This is a genomic window from Sedimentitalea xiamensis (genome assembly GCF_030164465.1).
GTDB lineage: Bacteria > Pseudomonadota > Alphaproteobacteria > Rhodobacterales > Rhodobacteraceae > Sedimentitalea > Sedimentitalea xiamensis.
Genome location: NZ_JASNJE010000026.1, coordinates 46,853 through 66,584, shown reverse-complemented (window position 1 = coordinate 66,584; position 19,732 = coordinate 46,853). Strand labels below are relative to the sequence as shown.

The window sequence follows — 19,732 nt, the reverse complement described above, 5'->3', positions numbered from 1 at the left end:
GCGTCCGAAGCGCGCCTGGCAGTGGTGCTGACATGAAACATCCTCCTGAAAAGGATGAATCACAATCGACCCCTCAAGGGAATCCCCAGCGACTCAGGGTTTCCCCGAAATGCTTTAGGGCGCGCCCCGCAGGATGGATTCCACCAGAACCTGCACCCGCAGCGCCTCCTGCGGGGTGGCCAGCCGGTTCGGTTCGCCCCGGCAGAGCAGGACGAGATCGTCCAGTTGCGCCTTCAGGCTGGCCGCGCGCGGGTCTTCCGGGTCGTCCCCGATGGCCGCGAAAGCGCCGCCGTCCGAAACCGCATCCCGGTAGAAATCGCTGATGCGGCGGCTCTTGCGGCGACCCTTGATGGTCAATTCCTGCCGGTCGGGCTGCGCACCGCCGACACTGCCCAGAATGCTCACCACCTGCCCGCTCGTGGTTTCCAGACGGGCCGCCACATGGGTTTCGCACAAGGCCGGATCGGCGGGGTAATCGGGGCGCGCCCAGACAAGATGCAAGGGGCCGAGAATGCGTTCCGAAAAGAACAGAAAATGCGACATCACCTCGCGCGTCATGCCGCCTTCGGCCCGGAAGCGCAGCCAGTCCGCCGCCTTCTGCCAGTCCCGCGGCCAATTGGCGTAGGTCACGACGATATCCGCCCCCACGAGATCGCCCAGATCGCCCGACCGCGCGGCGGCCGAGACCTGAGTCAGCGCCGCGCCCGCAGCCTGGGTGAAATTGACCGCCGCCGGCTGGCCCGACGCTTCCAGTTCGGCGACCAGATCGGCGCTGGCCTGAACGTCGACACCAAGCGGTTTTTCGAGGAACACCGCCTTGCCCGCCTGTGCCGCCGAGAGCGCGAAGGCCTTGCGCGGCCCCGGTGGACAGGCGAGGTAGACCAGATCCGCCGCCGCGATGGCGGCCTCGGCGGTCTTGGTGATCGTCGCGCCGGGCGCGAGTTCCGCCGCCTGCGCGCAAGCGGATGCGTCCGGATCCCAGAGAAAATCCGCGGCAAAGCCGTCGTGGCGCTGCATGTGTTCCAGCATGCGCCGCCCCATGATGCCCAGCCCGATGATCGCCGTCCTGATCTGTCCGGTCATGCCCGTTCCTCCGCCGTCACAGGACCGCCGCCGCCGTGTCGTCCAGCGCCCTGCGCAGGCCCGACACCATGCCGTCGATATCATCCCGGTTCACGATCATCGGCGGGCAGAAGGCCAGCGCGTCGATCATCGCGCGCGAAATCACGCCGTGGTCCAGAAGCCGCGTGGCCACCTGCGTTCCAAGCTGGCCGGGCCTGTCGAAGGCCGTCTTCGCCGCCTTGTCGAGCACCAGTTCCACCGCCGCGATCAGCCCGACTCCGCGCACCTCGCCGACCAGCGGATGGTCGGCCAGCCGGCGCAGTTCCGCCTGCATGTAGCCTCCGACCTCCGCGGCGTTGCCCACCAGGTCGCGTTCTTCCAGGATCGCCAGGTTCTCCAGCGCGATCGCCGCTCCGACGGGATGACCCGCCGCGGTGAACCCGTGCCCCAACACGCCGATCCGGTCGCTCTCATCCGCGATGGGTTCGAACACGCGTTCGTTGATCAGGATGGCCGACATCGGGAAATAGGTCGAGGTGATCTGCTTGGACAGGACCATAACGTCGGGTTTCATGTCGAACGTCATCGACCCGAACAGCTTTCCAGTCCGGCCGAAGCCGCAGATCACTTCGTCCGCCACCAGCAGGATGTCGTATTTGCGCAGCACCGCCTGCACCTTGTCCCAATAGGTCGCGGGCGGCACCACGACACCCCCGGCCCCCATGACCGGTTCTCCGATCATCGCCATGATGGTGTCGGGCCCTTCCGACAGGATCAGGTCTTCCAGATCGGCGGCGAGACGGGTGGCGAAGGCTTCCTCGCTTTCGCCGTCGCGGCCATCGCGGTAGTGATGCGGACAGGTCGTGTGCAGCACGTTCGCGATCGGCAGGTCAAAGGACCTGTGGTTGTTCGGCAAGCCCGTCATGCTGGCCGACGCGATGGTCACGCCGTGATAGCCGCGCAGCCGGCTGATGATCTTCTTGCGCTGCGGCTGTCCCATGGCGTTTGAGCGATACCACAGCATCTTGAGAACCGTGTCGTTGGCTTCGGAACCGGAATTGGTGAAGAACACCTTGCTCATCGGCACCGGCGCGAGCGAGATCAGCTTTTCGGCGAGGTCGATGACCGGGCCATGCGAGCGGCTGGCGAAATTGTGGTAATAGGGCAGCTTGCGCATCTGCGCGGCCGCGGCCTCGACCAGCCGGGGTTCGCTGAACCCGACCGCCGTGCTCCACAATCCCGCCATCGCCTCGAGGTATTTCTTGCCCGACGTGTCGAACACATAGGCCCCTTCGCCCCTTTCGATCACCAGCGGCCCGCTGTCCTGATGCGCGCGCAGATTGGTGTAGCTGTGCATGTGATAGGCCACGTCGCGGGCCTCGATCGAATTGGGGTGCAGGGTCATGCTGTGCCGTCCGTCCATTGTGATTTGCCGGTGTTCGGCCAACATGCACCCCCGCGCCGCCCGATGCCAGCACCGCAGGCGGTTTTTCTGAGCGACCGGGGTCCGGAGCTATGGCCCGTAGATATAGGCCGGCAGCCACAGCGCGATCTGCGGGAAGGAAAAGATCAGGATCAGCCCCAGCAACTGGATCAGCATGAATTGCATCATCCCGAAATAGATGTCCTTCAGATCCCATTCCGGCACCACGCCCTTGAGGAAATAGGCCGATAACGCGACCGGCGGGCTGAGCCATGCGGTTTGCAGGTTGACCGCCACGAGGATCCCGAACCAGGTCAGGTTGACGCCCAGCTGATCCAGCGCCGGGATCAGGATCGGCACGATGATGAGAACGATGGGCACCCATTCCAGCGGCCAGCCGAGCAGAAAGATCAGCGCCATGATGATGATCAGCACCATGGTTTCGTTCAGATCCCAGCCCAGCAGCAGTTCGGTCAGCATCGTCGGCGTGCCAAGACGCGAAAAGACCGCGCCAAAGAAATTCGAGGCGGCAACGAGGAACATGATCAGAACGCTGATCTCAAGCGTCTTGATCAACGCGTCGTAGAACTTCGGCAGGCTCAGTTTCCGGTATCCCAGCGCCAGCAGGATGGCGCCGAAAGCGCCCGTGGCGGCGGCTTCGGCGGGCGTGGCCCACCCCAGCAGGATGGCCCCCAGCGCAAAGGCCACCAGCGTCGTCGGCGGCACGAGGCCGAGGAAAAATTCACGCCAGAGGTCGGAATAGTAGAACCCGAACGGCCGCACCCGGTGCGCCCAGGTATAGACGCCCACCATGACGCCGACCCAGGCCAGCGGCAGGATCAGGCCGGACAGCGGAAACAGGCCGGTCAGCCCTCCGGTCAGCCCCTTGCCGCCGAGCCAGCAGAGAATGACCAGCGCCGCCATCACGGTGGTGAATTCGATGAAATAATAGGGCGAGGTTTCCGGTTGATCCTCGGGCGGCAGGATCGGGCCCAGGTTCGGATTGATCCAGCAGCGCACCAGAGCGTAAGCCATGTAGAGAACCGCCAGCATGATGCCCGGCATGATTGCGGCGGCAAACAGGTCCGTCACGGGCACTTCCAGCACCGGACCCATCACCACCAGCATGATGGACGGCGGGATCAGGATCCCCAGTGTCCCGCCCGCCGTGATCGTGCCCGATGCCAGCCGCACGTCGTATCCCGACTTGTTCATCGTCCGCGCCGCCATGATCCCGAGGATCGTGACCGACGCGCCGACGATGCCGGTCGCCGCCGCAAATATCGTGGACACGAACAGAACCGCCACGTAGAGCGACCCGCGCGTGCGCGAAAACATGAGCTGCACCGAGGTAAACAGCCGCTCCATCAGCCCGGCCTGTTCCATCATGATGCCCATGAACACGAACAGCGGCACCGCGACCAGCTGATCGTCCAGCATGGTGGCGTTGAACTGAAAGGTCTGCAAATAGAAGGTCAGCTTGCCGGAAAAGCCCCAGGCCCCGAACACGAAGCCGAGAAAGATCAGCGTGAACGAGATCGGAAAGCCGACGAAGATCGAGAACAACATGACCGCGATCATCAGCAGGCCGATGTATTCGTTCGCGATGCGGTCCAGTCCCAACGCCGCGCCCAGCCCGGACAGGCCGCTGCTGACAAAAGGCAGGGCATCGGGAAAGAACGCCATGACGAAGACCAGCCCGAGGATCAGGACATAGACCGGCAGGAACCGAAGGAACAGCCGCCGGCGCGAGGCATTCATCGCATACAAGGTGGTCAGGAATTCCGAGATCCCTTGCAGGAACAGAAAGAACGCCGCCACCGGCATGGCCGTGCGCGCCGGGGCAAGCGGCGCCATCATGGCGGTGTCCATGGACCGTTCCCAGGTGCTCCAGGCCTTGATCGTGAAGTCCAGCGAAACCCAGAAGAAGAACAGCATCGCCGGGAAATAGAACAGCAGGTAGAGCGTCGCGTCGACCGTCGCCTGTGTCTGCCGCGGCCAGTTGCGATACAGGAAATCGGCGCGAATGTGCACGCCCCGCATCAGCGCATAACCGGCACCGAGCATGAACATGGCGCCCGCGAGCATACGGCTGTATTCAAAGGAAAAATCCGTCGGCGCCAGGAACACCTTGCGGGCCACGACCTCGTAGACCATGACCAGGATGATCGGAACCAGCATCAGACAGGTGATGCGGCCGACCCAAAGGTTCATCACGTCGATGCCGGCCACGATGGGCCGCATCCAGGGCGCCATGTCCGCCGGCGTCTGCCCCGGTTCGGCGGCGCGCCGTTCCGCGATCAGTTCGTCCGTGATGTCGAGCGCTTCACTCTTGCCCTGATCGGCCATGTCGGTCGTCCCTCCTGGGGTCTCGCGCCCCTTTGCCCGGCAAGACCCGCCGCGCGGATGCCGGCGGCGAGAGAGACCGCGGCGCGACCGGCGCCGCGGCCCGGCAGATTACTTTTTCAGCGTGTCGGCGAATGCCTTGCCAAGCGCCGCGTTCGACGCCTGCGATCCGGCCCAGAACGGCACCGCGACTTCCGCAAAGTCCTTCTGGCTCTGCCAGACCTTCGCGAAGAATTCGTTCTCCGCCGCATTGGTTTCAAGCGACGCCTTGGCCGCCGCCATGTATTCGGTGAAATAATCCGCCGGCGTGTCGTGAAGGATGACCCCCTGGTTCTCCACGAGATCCTTCAGCGCCTTGCCGTTCTCGTAGATCCGGTAGGACATCGACTTGCTGAGCGAGGCGTTCGCCGCGACTTCCAACGCCTTCTGCTGCAACGGCGTCAGCGAGTTGTAGACGTCCCCGTTGATATAGAGGTCGGCATTCACCACCACCTGATGCAACCCCTGCAGGTAGTAATGCTTCAGGACCTTCTGGAACCCGAACACCGAATCCGGCTTGGGGCAGCACCATTCCGCCGCATCGATCGTGCCTTTTTCAAGCGCCGGCAGGATGTCGCCCCCGCCCATCGCCACCGAAGCGACGCCGATGTCCTTGTAGGTCTGGCCGGGAATGCCCGGCGGCGTGCGGAATCGCAGCTTGCGGAAATCGTCCATCGACGCGATCGGTTCCTTGAACCAGCCCAGCGCCTCGGGACCGACCGGTTGCAGCATGAACCCTTTGACGTTCACGCCCATTTCCGTCCAGAGCTGGTCGTAAAGCTCCTTGCCGCCGCCATACTGGAACCAGCTCACAAAGGCGATGTTGTCGATGCCGACACCCGCCCCGGCGACCGGAGACCCGAAGAGCATGGCCGCCGGATGCTTGCCGGACCAGTAATGCGTCCAGGCGAACCCGCCTTCGATCAGGCCGCTGTCCACCGCGTCGAGCGTTTCGCGCACGCCGACGACGGCGCCTGCCGGCAGGACCTCGATGATGACCTCCCCGTCCGTCAAGGCCTTCACGTCGGCCGCGAAATCTTCCAGCATGAAGACTTCGTCCGCCTTGGCCGGAATGACCGATTGCACGCGGATCGTCACCTCCGCCGCCGCTGCCGACGCCAGGGCCGTCAGGCCGAACGCGGCGCCCATCAGGCCGCTGGTCCAGGTTCTCAGTTCATACATTGTCTTCCTCCCTTTCGATTGATCGCCTTTTCTTGGTCAATATCTTGCCCGCGCCCAAAGGCCCCTGCGCGGGTTGGAATCCGGACTTCGGCGCGCCGGTTCGAAACGCTATCGGCCGGCTGAACCCTCACGACACCGCGTCCTCCAGCACCATGTCCGACGCCTTTTCGCCGATCATGATCGCCGGCGCGTTCGTATTGCCGGAGGTGATCCGCGGCATGATCGACGCATCCGCCACCCGCAGCCCGGCAACCCCCCGCACACGCAGCCTGTGATCCACGACGGCCATCGGGTCGGCCCCCATCTTGCAGGTTCCGGTCGGGTGATAGATCGTCGTCGCGGTGTCGCGCGCCCAGTCCAGGGTTGCCGCCTCGTCGTCGATTCCGACGCCCGGACCCGGCGCATGTTCCCCGGTGACATGCGATTTCAGGGGTTCGAAAGAGGCGATCTTTCGGGCGATCTGAATGCCCTTCACGATGGTCCGGCAATCGGTATCCGTGGCGAGGTAGTTCGGTTCGATCAGCGGATGATCCAGCATGTTCGCGGTCTTCAGGCGCAGACGCCCGGTGCTTTCGGGGCGCAATTGCAGGACAGAGGCGGTGAACGCGGAAAACCGGTGCGGACCCTCCGCCGGGGAATCGGCGCTGAACGGCTGGATGTGGAACTGGATGTCCGGTGTGGCCAGATGCGGTTCGGTCTTCAGGAACCCGGTTCCCAGGCTGGCCGCCATCGTCATCGGACCGGTCTGGCGGACCGCGTATTGCAGCGCGATGCCCGCCTGTTTCAGGATATTGCTGGTTTCGGTGTTGATGGTGGACAGATCGGTCCGGAACACCGGCCGTGCCTGCAAGTGGTCCTGAAGGTTCCGCCCGACTCCCGGCAGATCGACCTTCAGCGCGATACCGTGCCCGGACAGTTCGACCCCATCGCCGATACCCGACAGCATCAGTATCTGCGGCGACCCGATCGCCCCCGCGGACAGGATGACTTCGCAGGCGGCGCGGATGTCGATGGTCTGGCCGGCGATCCTCGCGCGGACGCCGGTCGTCCGGTCGTCCGACAGCAACAGGCATTCGGCCTGTGCGTCGGTCAGGATCTTCAGATTGTGCCGGTGCCGGGCCGGTTTCAGATAGGCCGCCGCCGAACTGCACCGCCGCCCCCTGTCCAAGGTCAGTTGGAAATAGGCGACGCCTTCCTGGTCTTCACCGTTGTAATCCCGTGTTTCGCGGTATCCCGCTACCTGCGCCGCCAGGAGCCACTTGTCGACGATATCGCGCTTCAGCCGCGTCGGCGATACGGACAGCGGCCCCGCGCGCCCCCGAAGATCGCTTCCGGGCGCGCCCTTCCAGGTTTCCGCGCGCTTGAAATAGGGCAGGACATCCGCCCAGGACCAGCCGAGGTTGCCCATCTGCGCCCATTGATCGAAATCCTGCGGCTGCCCGCGCACGTAGAGCAGGCCGTTGATCGAACTGGACCCCCCAAGCACCCTCCCGCGCGGCCAGGGAATCGAACGTCCGTTCAGCCCCGGATCGGGTTCGGTTCGGTAACACCAGTCCGATTTCGGGTTTCCCATCGTCTTGAAATAGCCGACCGGGATGTGGATCCACGGGTTCGTGTCCCTGGGTCCGGCTTCCAGCAAAGCCACCCGATACCGGCCGCAAGCCGACAGCCGGTTCGCGAGAACACACCCGGCCGATCCCGCCCCGACAATGACAAAGTCGAATTCCAATGCCGCTCCCGAACTTCAAAAAATGAGACTTTTTATCTCGTTTTTAGGATGGCATTTACGCTAACCTCAAACGATACAAACTCAATGATTCTGTTTGCGCCCCGAGATCGGACAGGACGATGCCCCCGGCAGAACGCATTCCGACCAACCTTCGCACCCTGCTGATCCTCGAGATCTTCGGGCAGGCCGACACCGCCCTGACCGCGACGCAGATCAACGACCGGCTGGGGTTGCCAAAACAGACCGTGCACCGGCTGTGCGCGACACTGGTTGCCCAGGGGTTCCTGACCTGCCCGGGAAACGGCAAGCGTTTCAGCCCCAGCCGGCGGGCGCGCGAACTGGGGGCGGGGTTGCTGTTCTCGTCACGAACCCATATCGCGCGCCACCAGATCCTGATGGATCTGGCCGCGCAGGTGCGCGAGACGGTCAACTTCGTGGTGCCCGAAGACACCGGCATGAGCTATCTCGACCGGGTCGAAACCGACTGGCCATTCCGGGTGCAGCTTCCGGTCGGGTCCAACGTGCCGTTTCACTGCACCGCCAGCGGCAAGGCCTTCATGGCCAGCCTGCCGCTTGCGGCGCGCAAGGCCTTCGTGTCGGCCCTGACCCTGAAACCATGGACACCCCGAACCCATACCGAACCCGGCGCATTGCTTGAAGACCTCGGGCTGATCGCCAAACGCGGCTATGCGCTGGATGACGAGGAATTCGTCGAGGGCATGGTCGCCATATCGGTTCCGGTGCGCGATACAAACGGCCGCTTCATCGCGGCACTCGCCTTTCACGGCCCGGCGCAACGGATCTCCATCGAAACCGCGGAATCCAAGCGGGACGTTCTGTTCGCCGCCGCGCAAAGGTTGACGGACGCCCTGTTCAGCTAGACCGGGCCGCGCCGCCGCAGCCCTTTCCGGGTCCCGTTTCGAAAACGCGTCACAGGAATGGAATGCCCCGGCGCCACAGGCGAACGACACCCCCCGCCTGAGAGGGCTTCCCAATCCGGTTCCTATCCCCTTTCGTCGGCGCCCATTCTGCGTTCCAGCCAGCGCACCCCGGCGCTGATCACCAGCACGAGCACCAGGTATTCCAGTATCAGGAAGCTGTAGATTTCCAGTGGACGGTATTCCGTCACCACCAGTTCGTTCGCCCGCCGGGTCAGTTCCTGCATGCCGATCACGCTGGCGAAGGCGCTCATCTTGACGATGTAGATGAACTGGTTCGCGAGCGGCGGCAGGATGCGCCGGATCGCCTGCGGCAGGATCACATGGCGCATCGTCTGCACGTAGTTCAGCCCGATGGTCTGCGCGGCCTCCGTCTGCCCCTTGGCGATGGATTGAATCCCGGCCCGGTAGATTTCGGCGGTGAAGGCGCTGTCTGAAATCGCCAGCGTGATGATCGCGCCCCAGAACGGGTCGATGGGGATATTCAGCCCCATCGCCCGAAAGACCAGCGGCAGGCCGTAGAACACCCAGAACAGCATCGGCAGCAACGGGATGGAGCGAACGAATTCCACGTAGATCCGGTTCAGGATCCGCAGCCAGCGCCGGTGCGACAGGCCCGGAAGCGCAACGACCAGTCCCAGCCCGATCGAGATCGCCGCCGCGATCAGCGAAATCAGGATCGTCGCACCCATGCCGTTCATCAGGAATTTCAGATTGGTCCAGCCTGCCGGCGTCATCGGGTTGACCACATACCACCCCCAGGTCGAACTCGAGGCGCATCCGGCCAGCAGCAGGAACGGCAGCAACAGGGCGACAGGTGTCCGCATCCGCCCCATCAGTGATGCAGGATCTGGCCAAGAAAGGTGCGGCAGCGCTCGGACGACGGGTTGGCAAAGAAAGTCTCCGGCGGGCCGGTTTCGACAATCTCGCCCGCATCCATGAACACCATCTTGTCGGCCACCTTTCGGGCAAACCCCATCTCATGGGTCACGACCACCATCGTCATTCCGTCCTCGGCCAGTTCGACCATAACGTCCAGCACTTCGGAAATCATCTCTGGGTCGAGCGCCGAGGTCGGTTCGTCAAACAGCATGACCTTGGGTTCCATGCACAGGGAACGGGCAATCGCCACGCGCTGCTGTTGCCCGCCCGACAGCCGGCCCGGACGCTTGTCCGCCTGTTCGGGGATACGCACCCGGTCGAGATAGCGCCGCGCACGCGCCTCGGCATCCGCACGCGACAGGCCGCGCGCCTTCATCGGGCCAAGCATCAGGTTTTCAAGCACGGTCAGATGCGGAAACAGATTGAACTGCTGAAACACCATGCCGACCTCTGAACGGATCGCCGCGACGGATCGCGCATCGTCGGTCAGTTCGATGCCATCCACCCGGATCAGGCCGGTCTCATGGGCTTCCAGCCTGTTGATGCAGCGCACGACCGTCGATTTTCCCGATCCCGACGGCCCGCAGATCACGACCCGTTCCCCGGCCCTGACGGTCAGCTCGATGTCCTTCAGCACATGAAAATCGCCGAACCATTTGTTCACGCCGATCATTTCGATCCTGGTTTCGGCCAACAAACATGTCCCTTCGGGTGACTTCCCACTGGGAAGATTTTTCTTGAGGTTATCGGCGGAATATTCGTTAGTTCAAGGGTCAATACCGAAATACAACGGCGCCGGATATGGTTTCGCCGCCGCCCATGGGGAGAATTGCGATGAAGCATTGGATGACGACGATTGCCGCCGGAGCGGTCTGCCTGTCGATGACCGCAGCGGCGCAAGCCCAGTCCGCGCTGAACGAAATCCTCGACGACGGCGTTCTCAAGGTCGGAACCACGGGCGACTGGAACCCGATGTCGCTGCGCGATCCGGCCACCAACAGCTACAAGGGCTTTGACATCGACGTGATGACCGAACTCGCCAATGATCTCGGCGTCACGGTCGAATTCGTCCCGGCGGACTGGAAGACGCTGGTCAACGGCGTGGTGGCCGGCAAGTATCACATGACCGGATCGGCCTCGATCTCGCCACCCCGGATGAAGGTCGCCGGGTTCTCGGAAAGCTATATCGCGGTGGAAATCTATCCCTTCACCACACCGGACCTGGCAGAAAGGTTCGACGGGTATGACTCGATCAACCAGCCCGGCGTCAAGGTCGCCACGACCCTCGGCACCACCTTCGAAGGACTGGCGCGCGAATGGTTTCCCGAGGCCGAGATCAAGGTCGTCGAAGCCCCCGCCCGCGGGTTTCAGGAGGTGCTCGCCGGCCGCGCCGAGGTCTTCATAACCTCCAATATCGAAGGAGCGACCCTTGAGGAAAAATTCGGCGTCGTTCGGGTGCCGGGAACCGAACCGCGCTCGCCGTCCCCCATCGCGATGCTGCTGCCGCAGGCCGATCAGGTTTGGATCAACTACGTGAACAACTGGGTCAAGCTGAAACAGGCACAGGGGTTCTTTGACGCGACCAAGGCAAAGTGGGGGCTTTGACTGCGAGGGACTGATCGCGGCACAGGCAAGCAGCACCGCGCCCGGAAATCACGGATCGTCGCCCGCTTTGCCACGCACTCCCGGTCAGGAGACGTAATTCACCACGAGCGTCACGCCGAGGAGAATGCCGATCCACAGAACCATCGTCCCCGTGGGCCAGAACTGCGAAATGCGCCCCTGCGGCCCATATGAATGATACAGGCGGATGATCATGGCGTGCAGGCCGTCGCGCATCATGTCGGACCACGCCTGCATCGCCGCCCCGATCGGTTTTCCGATGGCCTCGATCAACCTTGGCAGGAACCGGCGGTAGGTCCAGTCAAAGTCGAGATTCACCGATTTCAGTTCCGGCGGGTAGATACCGGTGCGCATCAGCACCGTGAAGGCCAGCGCCGAGAAGAACAGCAATTGCAGCTGGGTGATGACATGGGTGGTGGTGTAGGGCTGGTAATCCACCTCGAACGGCAGCAGCGCGTAGAGCGGCGCCGGGTAGACCCCGACCGCGATGCAGAGGAAAGAGGCCAGCCCCATCGCCCAGAGCATATGCCAGGGCGCCTCTTTCGGACGCTTGCCGCTGTCATGGGCGAAGAAGGCGAAATAGGGGATCTTGATGCCCGAGTGGTGGAACACCCCGGCCGAGGCGAAAAGCAGGATGCCCCAGATGATGTAGTAATGTTCATGCGCCGCCGCCGAGAGGATCAGCGACTTGGTGACGAAGCCCGAGAACAGCGGGAAGGCCGAGATCGAGGCCGCGCCGATCACGCAGAAGATCATGGTGAGCGGCATGGTCTTGTAGAGTCCGCCGAGTTCCGAACCCTTGGCGGTGCCGGTGCGGAACAGCACCGCGCCGACCGACATGAACAGCAGCGCCTTGTAGAGGATATGCGCGAAGGCATGGCTGGCGGTGCCGTTCAGCGCCAGTTCGGTGCCGATGCCGACCCCCACCACCATGAAGCCCAGCTGGTTGTTGAGGCTGTAGGCCAGCACCCGGCGCAGGTCGTTCTCGATCACCGCGTAGAAGATCGGGAACAGGGTCATGATGGCGCCGATATAGATCAGGATCTCGGTGCCCGCGAAGCCGCGCGCCAGCGAATAGACCGCCAGCTTGGTGGTGAAGGCCGACAGGATCACGGTGCCGGTGACGGTGGCCGCCGGATAGGCATCCTGCAGCCAGTTGTGCAAGAGCGGGAAGGCGCATTTCATGCCGAAGGCGATGAAGATCAGCCAGGTGGCGGGGGTGCCCAGTTCCATGTGCTGAAAGGCGATGCTGCCGGTGTCGACATACATCAGGACGACCCCGGCGAGCAGGATCACGCCCGATCCGATCTGGATGATCAGGTAGCGCATGCCGGTGAAATAGGCGCCCTCGGTGCGGCGTGCCCAGATCAGGAAGACCGAGGAGATCGCGGTGCCTTCCCAGTAGAAGAACAGCGTGATCAGATCGCCCGCGAAGACCGCGCCGATGGCCGCGCCCGAATAGAGCAGCGCCGCCACCTGCTGCACCGGATCCTTCACATGCCAGGCGTAGAGATTACCGAGGAAGGCGGCGATGCAGAAGATCAGCGCGAAGATGCGGCTGAGCTTGTCCACGCGCATGAGATCGAGATCGAAGCCAAAGAAGGTGACCCGCACCAGCGTGTCGTCGAGCGGCAGGGTATAGACCTGCGCCGCCGCGATGACCGGGATCGCCAGCAGCAGCACCGCCCGCGCGGGGCCGCGCGGAAGCAGCGGCAGGATCGCCGCTCCGAGAAAGAACAAGAACGCGGTGGGGAGCCAGTCAAGCATCGTAATCCACCTTGTCCAGCTGATCCTCGGGGTAGGGTTCGGATTCCACGTCCCTGGGGGCGTAGTAGGTTTCGTCGCGTTTCAGGAACAGGCGCATTCCCTTGGCGCAGATCACCAGTGCTGCGCACATGAAGAAACCGTAGAGCGCATAGAAGCCGGGAAAGTCCTCGATCGCGAGATAGCTGTGCTTGTGGTACAGAAAATCGGCGACGAAGAGGCCGGCGCAGACCGCGTAGAGCGTGTAGACGATCTTTTCGACACCGCCGGGTTTCTCGACCCACAGAAGCGCGCGACCCAAGGCCGGGAACTTGTCGGGATTGTCGGGTTTGTTATTGGCCATCGCCCACCCCCATGTCTGCGACCAGCGGCGTCAGGAAGGTCTCGATCCCACCGGCATAGAAGAACAGAACCAAACAGCCCAGGGCGGTCAGTGCCGGCGGCAGCCACACCAGCAGCCCGGCCTCGGCGGATCTGGCGCCCGCCGGGATCTCGGGATTGGGCAGGAAGAAGCCGCGCCCGACGATGGACAGCAGGTAGTAGACGTTCAGAAGCGAACTGAGCATCAGGACGAGGATCATCACCCATTGCCCGGTATCCGCCGCGCCCATGATCAGCAGCCACTTGCTCCAGGACCCGCCCAGCGGCGGCAAGCCGATGATCGACAGCGCCCCGATCAGGAAGGCGGTGTAGGTGATCGGCATCGCCCGGCCCAGCCCGTTCATCTGGCTGATTTCGGTCTTGTGCACGGCGACATAGATCGAGCCGGCGCACATGAAGAGGGTGATCTTGCCCATCGCATGCATCGCGATATGCATGCCGCCGCCCAGCACGCCCATCGAGGTTGCGAGCGCCATCCCCAGGGTGATGTAGCTGAGCTGGCTGACGGTGGAATAGGCGAGCCGCGCCTTGAGATTGTCCTTGGTCATCGCCACGATCGAGGCGGCGATGATCGAGAAGGCGGCCAGCCACATCAGCCATTCCGACGCGCCGGTTTCGGCGAGGAAATCGATGCCGAAGATGTAGATGCCGACCTTGAGCATGGTGAAGACGCCGGCCTTGACCACCGCCACCGCGTGCAGCAGCGCCGAGACCGGGGTCGGCGCGACCATCGCCGCGGGCAGCCAGCGGTGGAAAGGCATCAGCGCCGCCTTGCCGATGCCGAAGGCATAGAGCGCCAGCAGGACCGCGACCATGGAACCGGCGACGTGACCTTCGAGAATGCCGCCCTTGGTGAAATCGAGCGTTCCGGTGATGGTCCAGGTCCAGATGATGGCCACGAGCTGAAGCCCGATCGACGTGCCGATCAGGATGGCGAGGTAGGTTCGCGCGCCGTTGCGCGCCTCGGGCGTTCCCTTGTGCGCCACCAGCGGAAAGGTCGACAGGGTCAAGGCTTCGTAGAAGATGAACAGGGTGAACATGTTCGCCGAGAACGCGATCCCCATGGTGGTGGCGATTGCGATCGAGAAGAAGCAGAAGAACCTGGCGTGGTTGTCTTCGTTGTTTCCGCGCATGTAGCCGACGCCGTAAAGATGCGTGACGATCCAGAGCCCGCTGGCGACGATGGCGAACAGCAGTCCGAGCGGTTCCACGTTGAACGCCATGTCCAGCCCCGGCATGACCGAAAACAGCACCATCGGCGCGGTCGTTCCGTTGCCGACGTTGACCAGGATGTTCATCACGCAGCCAAAGGTCGCGAGCGCCGCGACAAGGGTCATCCCGTCGCGCAGGTCCGGCGCATCCCGCAACAGCATGTTCCCCGCCGCCGCGAGCATCGGGATCAGCATACTGGCCAGAATTGCAGTGTCGGTATCCATGCCGTCCCCTATTGCAAACCGGTCGAGCCGGCCAGAAGTCCCTCTGCGGCAGTGGCGGCCGCCGTCAGGGTGACATCGGTATCAAGCCCGAAATAGACGCAGGCCAGGGCTGCGATCCACATCGGCGCCAGCATCGACATCGGGGCTTCCTGCACGGTGCTGCCGTCGGGCGTGGGCTGCATGTACAGCACTTCGAGAACCCTCCAGACATAGATGACCGCCAGCAGGCTCGACGCCACGACCAGCAGCGCGACGGGCCACCAGCCGTTTTCCAGCGCCGCTTCGACGAGCAGCCATTTCGAAACGAACCCGGCGGTTCCCGGCACCCCGATCAGGCTGAGTCCGCCGACGACGACGGCCGCCGAGGTCAGCGGCATCCGCCGTCCCAGCCCCTGGATGTCGTTGTAAAAGGATCCTTTTGCCGTCAGGACGAATGCGCCCACTGCCATGAACAGCGCGGCTTTCGTAATCCCGTGATTGAACAGATGGACGATGGCCGCGGTCAGACCGGTTTGCGACAGCATGGCGATTCCGAGCAGGATATAGCCGATCTGCCCGACACTGGAATAGGCCAGCATCCTCTTGAAATCGCTCTGGAACACCGCAATGAAACTGGCCGCGAACATGGCGACGATGGCAAGCGGCAGAATGATGTATCCCAGCGTGTTGAATTCAAAAAGAAAGCCCGGATCGAAGACGGTGAAGACGAAGCGCAGCAGAACGTAGATCGCCACCTTGGTGGCCGTCGCCGCCAGAAAGGCCGTGACCATGGACGGCGCATAGGTATAGGCATTGGGCAGCCAGCTGTGCAGCGGATACATCGCGACCTTCAAGCCGACTCCCACGACGATGAAGGCAAACCCCGCCCTGATCGTCCGGTTGCTGCCCTGTTCCGATATCCGGTCGGCGATGTCCGCCATGTTCAGAGTCCCGGTCGCCATGTAGAGGAACCCGATACCGATCACGAAGAAGGTGGCGCCGATCGTCCCCATGATCAGATAGTCATAGGAGGCGGTCAGCGCCCGCTTGTCCCGCTCGGACCCCTGCGCGATCAGCACATAGGTGGCCAGGGACGAGATTTCGAGAAAGACGAAGACGTTGAACGCATCGCCGGTGATCGCCACGCCGAGCAATCCGCTCAGGCACAGAAGGTAGGCGGAATAGAACAGCGCATGGTGGCGGGCGGACACTTCCGCCTCGACGCTTTCGCGCGCGAAGAGCAGGACCAAGGTGCTCATTGCGCTCACGAGGAGCAGGACGAAGGCGTTGGCGGCATCGACGCGGTATTCGATGCCCAGTGGCGGCTCCCAGCCGCCCATGTGGTAGGAAATGACCGATCCGTCGATTACCCGCGAAAGCAGCAGGATCGACACGGCAAAAGCCGTTGCGCTCGACGCCAGGGCGATGGGCCATGCGATCCCCCGGCGTCCGAACAGAACGATCAGCGGGGCCGCGATGAAAGGCACGAGAACCTGCAATGCGGGCAGGTGATCGGCCAGCGTCAGCGCCGTATGGTGGACTGTCTCCGTGCTCATCAGCCGCGCTCGCCCATCACTTCGCTGTGCAGGCGGATCTCCTGAAGCGCGATTTCCTTTTCGATCTTCAGGATCTCGTCCTCTTCGATGCTGCCGTATTCCTCGCGGATGCGCACGATAAGGGCCAGGCCGAGCGACGTGGTCGCGACGCCGACGACGATGGCGGTGAGGATCAGAACATGCGGCAGCGGGTTCGAATAGACCACCGCCGGGTCGATGTTCATATCGACCGGAAAGATCGGCGCGGTGCCGCCTTCGACCTTGCCGATCGAGATGTAGAACATGAACACGGAGGTCTGAAAGATGTTCAGGCCGACGATCTTCTTCACGAGATTCCCCTTGGCCACGACGATATAGAAGCCGGTCATCATCAGCACGATGAACAGCCAGTAGTTCATGTGGCCCAGAAAGAATTCCCAGTCGCGCACAGCCTCTTCTACCATGCTTCGTCATCCATGATCGGTGTCCGCGAGGTGAAGGCGTAGTATATCGTCACCATCACCCCGGTCACGGTTATGCCGACGCCGAGTTCGACCAGGATGATACCGTAGTGCTGGCCGTGCACCGGATGATGCGGGCTGAGCGCGGTGTAATCCAGATAGCTATATCCCAGAAAAAGGCTGACGATGCCGGTCCCGGCATAGAGCAGCACACCGAGCGCCGCCAGTTTGTGCACCAGCCAGGGCGGAAAGACGCGCTGAACGTCTTCAAGGCTGAACACAACGCCGTAGATGATGAAACCCACCGCCATGATAACGCCGGCCTGAAAGCCGCCGCCGGGCGAGTAATCGCCATGAAACTGCACATAGAGCGCAAAGATCATGATCGACCCGATCAGCAACTTGGTGACGACCCGCAGGATCAGATGATGGCGCATCAGACGTCCTCTTTCTCTTTGCGGCGCCGGCGTCGCAACCCGCTGATCAGCAGCAGGACGCCGACTCCGGCCGTGAAGACAACCGCCGTTTCGCCCAGCGTGTCAAAGCCACGGTAACTGGCCAGGATCGCTGTCACGATATTGGGCACATCGATTTCGTGCGGACTGCGCCCGATATAGTCGGGCGCGACATGGGTCTGCGCGGGCGCGTTCGGATCGCCGAAATTCGGCATGTCCAGTGTGCCGTAGACCAGCGCCGCACCTGTGACCAGAACCACGAACAGCGGGATCACCGGCGAATGCGACGGCGGCCGTTCGAATCGCGAAGTCAGCGCCAGCGTTCCAAGCATCAGGACCGTGGAGATCCCCGCGCCGACCGCAGCCTCTGTAAAAGCCACATCGACGGCATCCAGAGTGACCAGCAGCAAGGCGGACAGCAGGCTGAACACGCCGGACAGCATGGCCGTCGCGAACAGGCTTTGCGTTCGCACAACCGCGAACGCCGTCATCACCAGAAAGATGAACAGAACGATATCGATGAAGATGTTTATCTCGAACCCGCCTTGTCGTCTTCGGGGGTCTTCGGATCGTTGGCATCGACCGAAGACCGCCTTGGCTTGAGACCGGACACCAGTGCCGCATTGGCAACCGCATGGGTGGAGGTCGGTCCGGTGATGAACAGGAACAACAGGATCAGGCCAAGCTTGACCGAAACCAGTGTCAGTCCGGCCTGCAACGCCATTCCGACCAGCAGAAGAATGACCCCCGCGCTGTCGCTGATCGAAGCCGCGTGCAGGCGCGACCAGAAGTCCGGAAAGCGCAGGATGCCGACAGCGCCGACGATCGCAAAAAAGGAGCCGGAAACGATACAGACCCAACTGAGGACTTGAATGACGGTGTCCATGTCGATCAACCCTCGTCTTCCAGTGCCTTGCGCGGGATGTCCCCGATGGCGCGATAGCGGAAGAATTTCAGGATGGCGATCGTCCCGACGAAATTGATAAGCGCATAAAGCAGAGCAATATCGAGAAAATCCGGGCGTCCATTCAGGAACCCGAGAACCCCGATGAACAGCACCGTATGCGTGCCGAACGAGTTCAGCGCCAGCACCCGGTCATAAAGCGACGGGCCGGCGAAGAGGCGAATCAGCACGAGGATCATCGCGATGAACAGGGCAATGGCGGCCAGGGCGAACATCAGGCGGCCTCCGCGCGCTCGACGGCGCTGACCCGCGCGTCCATATCCGCAAGCGCGTCCATGTCCTCGGGCGAATAGGCGAGCGCATGCACCAGGAAATAGCCGACATCGGTTTCCACCGTCAGCGTGCCGGGCGTCAGGGTAATGGAATTCGCGAACATCACCTGGGCAAGGTCGGTCCTTTGCGAGCAGGGCACCGAAAACAGGTGCTGACCGATCGGCATCTTCGGCGACAGGATGATCTTGGTGACAGCCCAGTTGGCCTTGGCGATCTCGACCAGCAGCCATCCGCAATATCCGAGCAGGGCCAGCGGCTTCAGCTGCACCTGCACCCGATCCCCGTCGAGGCTGTCCATTCTGTGCACGACATAAACGACCAGCGCCACCGATGCTGCGCCAAAGCCGAGAATCAGCGGCTTGTAGAGGCCCGACATAAGGAGCCATAGACCCGAAAGAACAATCGCTGTTCCCAAGCTGCGCAACCGGTGCCCCCCGTTTCAATCCCCATCCGGAAGCAGCGTGTCCTGCATTTGGATGATGTCGTTTTTATGCTTCGCGCGAACCGCTGAACACGATTCGCACGTAGTCCAATAGCCGCGTGCAACCTTCCGGCGCCGCATATGTTTCACAAACCTGCACGATCCATCCCGAAATCGCAAACACATAAGCGATACAAAATGGCCCGCTGTTTTGGTTTATCGCACCCGTTTCATGATTGCCACAGACAAGCTGACGACAACTTGATCCGGCCTTTGCACGCCGGATGCGGCAATCGCCGCGGATTGTGATAGAGCGGAATGGCCGCAACCGGGACACGCGCTCTGATGGACAAGGAACTTGCGCCCGCCAGAACCCGACACGACCGCCGACGCACCCTGATCGGCCTGCTGTTCCTGGCTACCGCCGGCGGGCTGTCGGTCTATTCCGTTTTCCTCCGGCCGACCTACTCCGGAGCCAGTCTCGACGTGGCCGAAGCGCACCGGCAAGCGCGCGACGGTTCGGTTCTGCTGATCGACATCCGCCGCCCGGACGAATGGGAAAGAACCGGCATACCCGACGGTGCGCATGCGATCGACATGCGGCGGCCGGACTTTTCCGGCGCGCTTCTCGCCGCGGCAGGCCACGACCGGGCCAGGGCAATCGCCCTGATCTGCGCCCGCGGGGTGCGTTCGGCGAAGCTGGGCGAACGATTGACCGCCGCCGGTTTCGAGAACGTGCTGAATGTGCCGGAAGGCATGCTCGGGTCCAGCGCCGGACCGGGCTGGCTGGCCCTGGGGCTGCCGGTGCAACACCATGCGGGTCATTCCGAATGATCCGG

General features: G+C 62.8%; 20 protein-coding genes. 3 read left to right on the top strand and 17 right to left on the bottom strand.

The window, feature by feature from the left end:
- Positions 1 to 114 precede the first annotated feature (114 nt).
- The 5 genes from QO034_RS17570 to QO034_RS17550 form a co-directional block, all read right to left on the bottom strand.
- Positions 115 to 1,083, bottom strand: a complete 969-nt coding sequence (locus QO034_RS17570; RefSeq protein WP_284486833.1) for a Gfo/Idh/MocA family protein — start codon at positions 1,081 to 1,083, stop codon at positions 115 to 117.
- Positions 1,084 to 1,099: 16 nt separating this feature from the next.
- Entirely contained in the window at positions 1,100 to 2,467 is a 1,368-nt protein-coding gene (locus QO034_RS17565) for an aspartate aminotransferase family protein (protein WP_284486832.1), read from the bottom strand.
- 108 nt (positions 2,468 to 2,575) lie between these two features.
- Positions 2,576 to 4,834, bottom strand: coding sequence for a TRAP transporter large permease subunit (locus QO034_RS17560; protein WP_284486831.1), 2,259 nt, complete (start codon positions 4,832 to 4,834; stop codon positions 2,576 to 2,578).
- Positions 4,835 to 4,942: 108 nt separating this feature from the next.
- Positions 4,943 to 6,052, bottom strand: coding sequence for a TRAP transporter substrate-binding protein (locus tag QO034_RS17555; protein ID WP_284486830.1), 1,110 nt, complete (start codon positions 6,050 to 6,052; stop codon positions 4,943 to 4,945).
- Between the two features lie 127 nt (positions 6,053 to 6,179).
- Complete coding sequence (locus tag QO034_RS17550; RefSeq protein WP_284486829.1) at positions 6,180 to 7,781, bottom strand: GMC family oxidoreductase; 1,602 nt, start codon at positions 7,779 to 7,781, stop codon at positions 6,180 to 6,182.
- A 119-nt stretch (positions 7,782 to 7,900) separates the two neighbouring features.
- Here QO034_RS17550 and QO034_RS17545 point away from each other — a divergent pair, with 119 nt between their 5' ends.
- The gene (locus QO034_RS17545) at positions 7,901 to 8,662 is read left to right on the top strand and encodes an IclR family transcriptional regulator (RefSeq protein ID WP_284486828.1); all 762 of its coding nucleotides are present in this window, start codon (positions 7,901 to 7,903) and stop codon (positions 8,660 to 8,662) included.
- 122 nt (positions 8,663 to 8,784) lie between these two features.
- Here the strand turns inward: QO034_RS17545 and QO034_RS17540 are convergent, their stop codons facing one another.
- Both QO034_RS17540 and QO034_RS17535 read right to left on the bottom strand, forming a co-directional pair.
- Positions 8,785 to 9,546, bottom strand: a complete 762-nt coding sequence (locus QO034_RS17540; RefSeq protein WP_284486827.1) for an amino acid ABC transporter permease — start codon at positions 9,544 to 9,546, stop codon at positions 8,785 to 8,787.
- Positions 9,547 to 9,554: 8 nt separating this feature from the next.
- Positions 9,555 to 10,274 (bottom strand): amino acid ABC transporter ATP-binding protein, encoded by a 720-nt coding sequence (locus QO034_RS17535; RefSeq protein WP_407696782.1) that lies wholly within the window; start codon positions 10,272 to 10,274, stop codon positions 9,555 to 9,557.
- Positions 10,275 to 10,435: 161 nt separating this feature from the next.
- Between QO034_RS17535 and QO034_RS17530 the strand changes: the two genes are divergently transcribed.
- A complete protein-coding gene (locus QO034_RS17530) occupies positions 10,436 to 11,206 on the top strand; it encodes a transporter substrate-binding domain-containing protein (RefSeq protein WP_284486825.1) in 771 nt (256 codons plus the stop codon).
- Positions 11,207 to 11,290: 84 nt separating this feature from the next.
- Here the strand turns inward: QO034_RS17530 and QO034_RS17525 are convergent, their stop codons facing one another.
- The 10 genes from QO034_RS17525 to QO034_RS17480 are packed head-to-tail and all read right to left on the bottom strand — an operon-like array spanning position 11,291 to position 18,887.
- Entirely contained in the window at positions 11,291 to 12,991 is a 1,701-nt protein-coding gene (locus QO034_RS17525) for a Na(+)/H(+) antiporter subunit D (protein WP_284486824.1), read from the bottom strand.
- Positions 12,984 to 13,331 (bottom strand): hypothetical protein, encoded by a 348-nt coding sequence (locus QO034_RS17520; RefSeq protein ID WP_284486823.1) that lies wholly within the window; start codon positions 13,329 to 13,331, stop codon positions 12,984 to 12,986. Before QO034_RS17520 ends, QO034_RS17525 begins: the two co-directional genes overlap by 8 nt.
- Positions 13,321 to 14,805 (bottom strand): proton-conducting transporter transmembrane domain-containing protein, encoded by a 1,485-nt coding sequence (locus QO034_RS17515; protein ID WP_284486822.1) that lies wholly within the window; start codon positions 14,803 to 14,805, stop codon positions 13,321 to 13,323. The genes QO034_RS17520 and QO034_RS17515 overlap by 11 nt, the downstream gene beginning before the upstream one ends.
- Before the next feature lie 8 nt (positions 14,806 to 14,813).
- The gene (locus QO034_RS17510; protein ID WP_284486821.1) at positions 14,814 to 16,340 is read right to left on the bottom strand and encodes a monovalent cation/H+ antiporter subunit D family protein; all 1,527 of its coding nucleotides are present in this window, start codon (positions 16,338 to 16,340) and stop codon (positions 14,814 to 14,816) included.
- Positions 16,340 to 16,783 (bottom strand): cation:proton antiporter subunit C, encoded by a 444-nt coding sequence (locus QO034_RS17505; RefSeq protein ID WP_284486820.1) that lies wholly within the window; start codon positions 16,781 to 16,783, stop codon positions 16,340 to 16,342. The genes QO034_RS17510 and QO034_RS17505 overlap by 1 nt, the downstream gene beginning before the upstream one ends.
- Positions 16,777 to 17,217 (bottom strand): Na(+)/H(+) antiporter subunit B, encoded by a 441-nt coding sequence (locus QO034_RS17500; RefSeq protein WP_284486819.1) that lies wholly within the window; start codon positions 17,215 to 17,217, stop codon positions 16,777 to 16,779. Before QO034_RS17500 ends, QO034_RS17505 begins: the two co-directional genes overlap by 7 nt.
- Positions 17,217 to 17,756 (bottom strand): DUF4040 domain-containing protein, encoded by a 540-nt coding sequence (locus QO034_RS17495; RefSeq protein WP_284486837.1) that lies wholly within the window; start codon positions 17,754 to 17,756, stop codon positions 17,217 to 17,219. Before QO034_RS17495 ends, QO034_RS17500 begins: the two co-directional genes overlap by 1 nt.
- Positions 17,757 to 17,764: 8 nt before the next feature.
- Entirely contained in the window at positions 17,765 to 18,121 is a 357-nt protein-coding gene (gene mnhG, locus QO034_RS17490; RefSeq protein ID WP_284486818.1) for a monovalent cation/H(+) antiporter subunit G, read from the bottom strand.
- Positions 18,122 to 18,126: 5 nt separating this feature from the next.
- Positions 18,127 to 18,414 (bottom strand): monovalent cation/H+ antiporter complex subunit F, encoded by a 288-nt coding sequence (locus tag QO034_RS17485; RefSeq protein ID WP_284486817.1) that lies wholly within the window; start codon positions 18,412 to 18,414, stop codon positions 18,127 to 18,129.
- Complete coding sequence (locus QO034_RS17480; protein ID WP_284486816.1) at positions 18,414 to 18,887, bottom strand: Na+/H+ antiporter subunit E; 474 nt, start codon at positions 18,885 to 18,887, stop codon at positions 18,414 to 18,416. The genes QO034_RS17485 and QO034_RS17480 overlap by 1 nt, the downstream gene beginning before the upstream one ends.
- A gap of 351 nt (positions 18,888 to 19,238) precedes the next feature.
- Between QO034_RS17480 and QO034_RS17475 the strand changes: the two genes are divergently transcribed.
- Positions 19,239 to 19,727, top strand: a complete 489-nt coding sequence (locus tag QO034_RS17475; RefSeq protein WP_321170023.1) for a rhodanese-like domain-containing protein — start codon at positions 19,239 to 19,241, stop codon at positions 19,725 to 19,727.
- Positions 19,728 to 19,732 lie beyond the last annotated feature (5 nt).

Excerpts from the sequence above, each read along its gene's own strand:
- QO034_RS17535 (WP_407696782.1), bottom strand. The coding sequence starts at position 10,274 with ATGATCGGCGTGAACAAATGGTTCGGCGATTTTCATGTGCTGAAGGAC.
- QO034_RS17555 (WP_284486830.1), bottom strand. The coding sequence starts at position 6,052 with ATGTATGAACTGAGAACCTGGACCAGCGGCCTGATGGGCGCCGCGTTC.
- QO034_RS17525 (WP_284486824.1), bottom strand. The coding sequence starts at position 12,991 with ATGCTTGACTGGCTCCCCACCGCGTTCTTGTTCTTTCTCGGAGCGGCG.
- QO034_RS17475 (WP_321170023.1), top strand. The coding sequence starts at position 19,239 with ATGGACAAGGAACTTGCGCCCGCCAGAACCCGACACGACCGCCGACGC.
- QO034_RS17515 (WP_284486822.1), bottom strand. The coding sequence starts at position 14,805 with ATGGATACCGACACTGCAATTCTGGCCAGTATGCTGATCCCGATGCTC.
- QO034_RS17560 (WP_284486831.1), bottom strand. The coding sequence starts at position 4,834 with ATGGCCGATCAGGGCAAGAGTGAAGCGCTCGACATCACGGACGAACTG.
- mnhG (WP_284486818.1), bottom strand. The coding sequence starts at position 18,121 with ATGGACACCGTCATTCAAGTCCTCAGTTGGGTCTGTATCGTTTCCGGC.
- QO034_RS17530 (WP_284486825.1), top strand. The coding sequence starts at position 10,436 with ATGAAGCATTGGATGACGACGATTGCCGCCGGAGCGGTCTGCCTGTCG.
- QO034_RS17570 (WP_284486833.1), bottom strand. The coding sequence starts at position 1,083 with ATGACCGGACAGATCAGGACGGCGATCATCGGGCTGGGCATCATGGGG.
- QO034_RS17500 (WP_284486819.1), bottom strand. The coding sequence starts at position 17,217 with ATGCGCCATCATCTGATCCTGCGGGTCGTCACCAAGTTGCTGATCGGG.
- QO034_RS17565 (WP_284486832.1), bottom strand. The coding sequence starts at position 2,467 with ATGACCCTGCACCCCAATTCGATCGAGGCCCGCGACGTGGCCTATCAC.
- QO034_RS17520 (WP_284486823.1), bottom strand. The coding sequence starts at position 13,331 with ATGGCCAATAACAAACCCGACAATCCCGACAAGTTCCCGGCCTTGGGT.
- QO034_RS17505 (WP_284486820.1), bottom strand. The coding sequence starts at position 16,783 with ATGGTAGAAGAGGCTGTGCGCGACTGGGAATTCTTTCTGGGCCACATG.
- QO034_RS17510 (WP_284486821.1), bottom strand. The coding sequence starts at position 16,340 with ATGAGCACGGAGACAGTCCACCATACGGCGCTGACGCTGGCCGATCAC.
- QO034_RS17540 (WP_284486827.1), bottom strand. The coding sequence starts at position 9,546 with ATGCGGACACCTGTCGCCCTGTTGCTGCCGTTCCTGCTGCTGGCCGGA.
- QO034_RS17485 (WP_284486817.1), bottom strand. The coding sequence starts at position 18,414 with ATGTTCGCCCTGGCCGCCATTGCCCTGTTCATCGCGATGATCCTCGTG.
- QO034_RS17545 (WP_284486828.1), top strand. The coding sequence starts at position 7,901 with ATGCCCCCGGCAGAACGCATTCCGACCAACCTTCGCACCCTGCTGATC.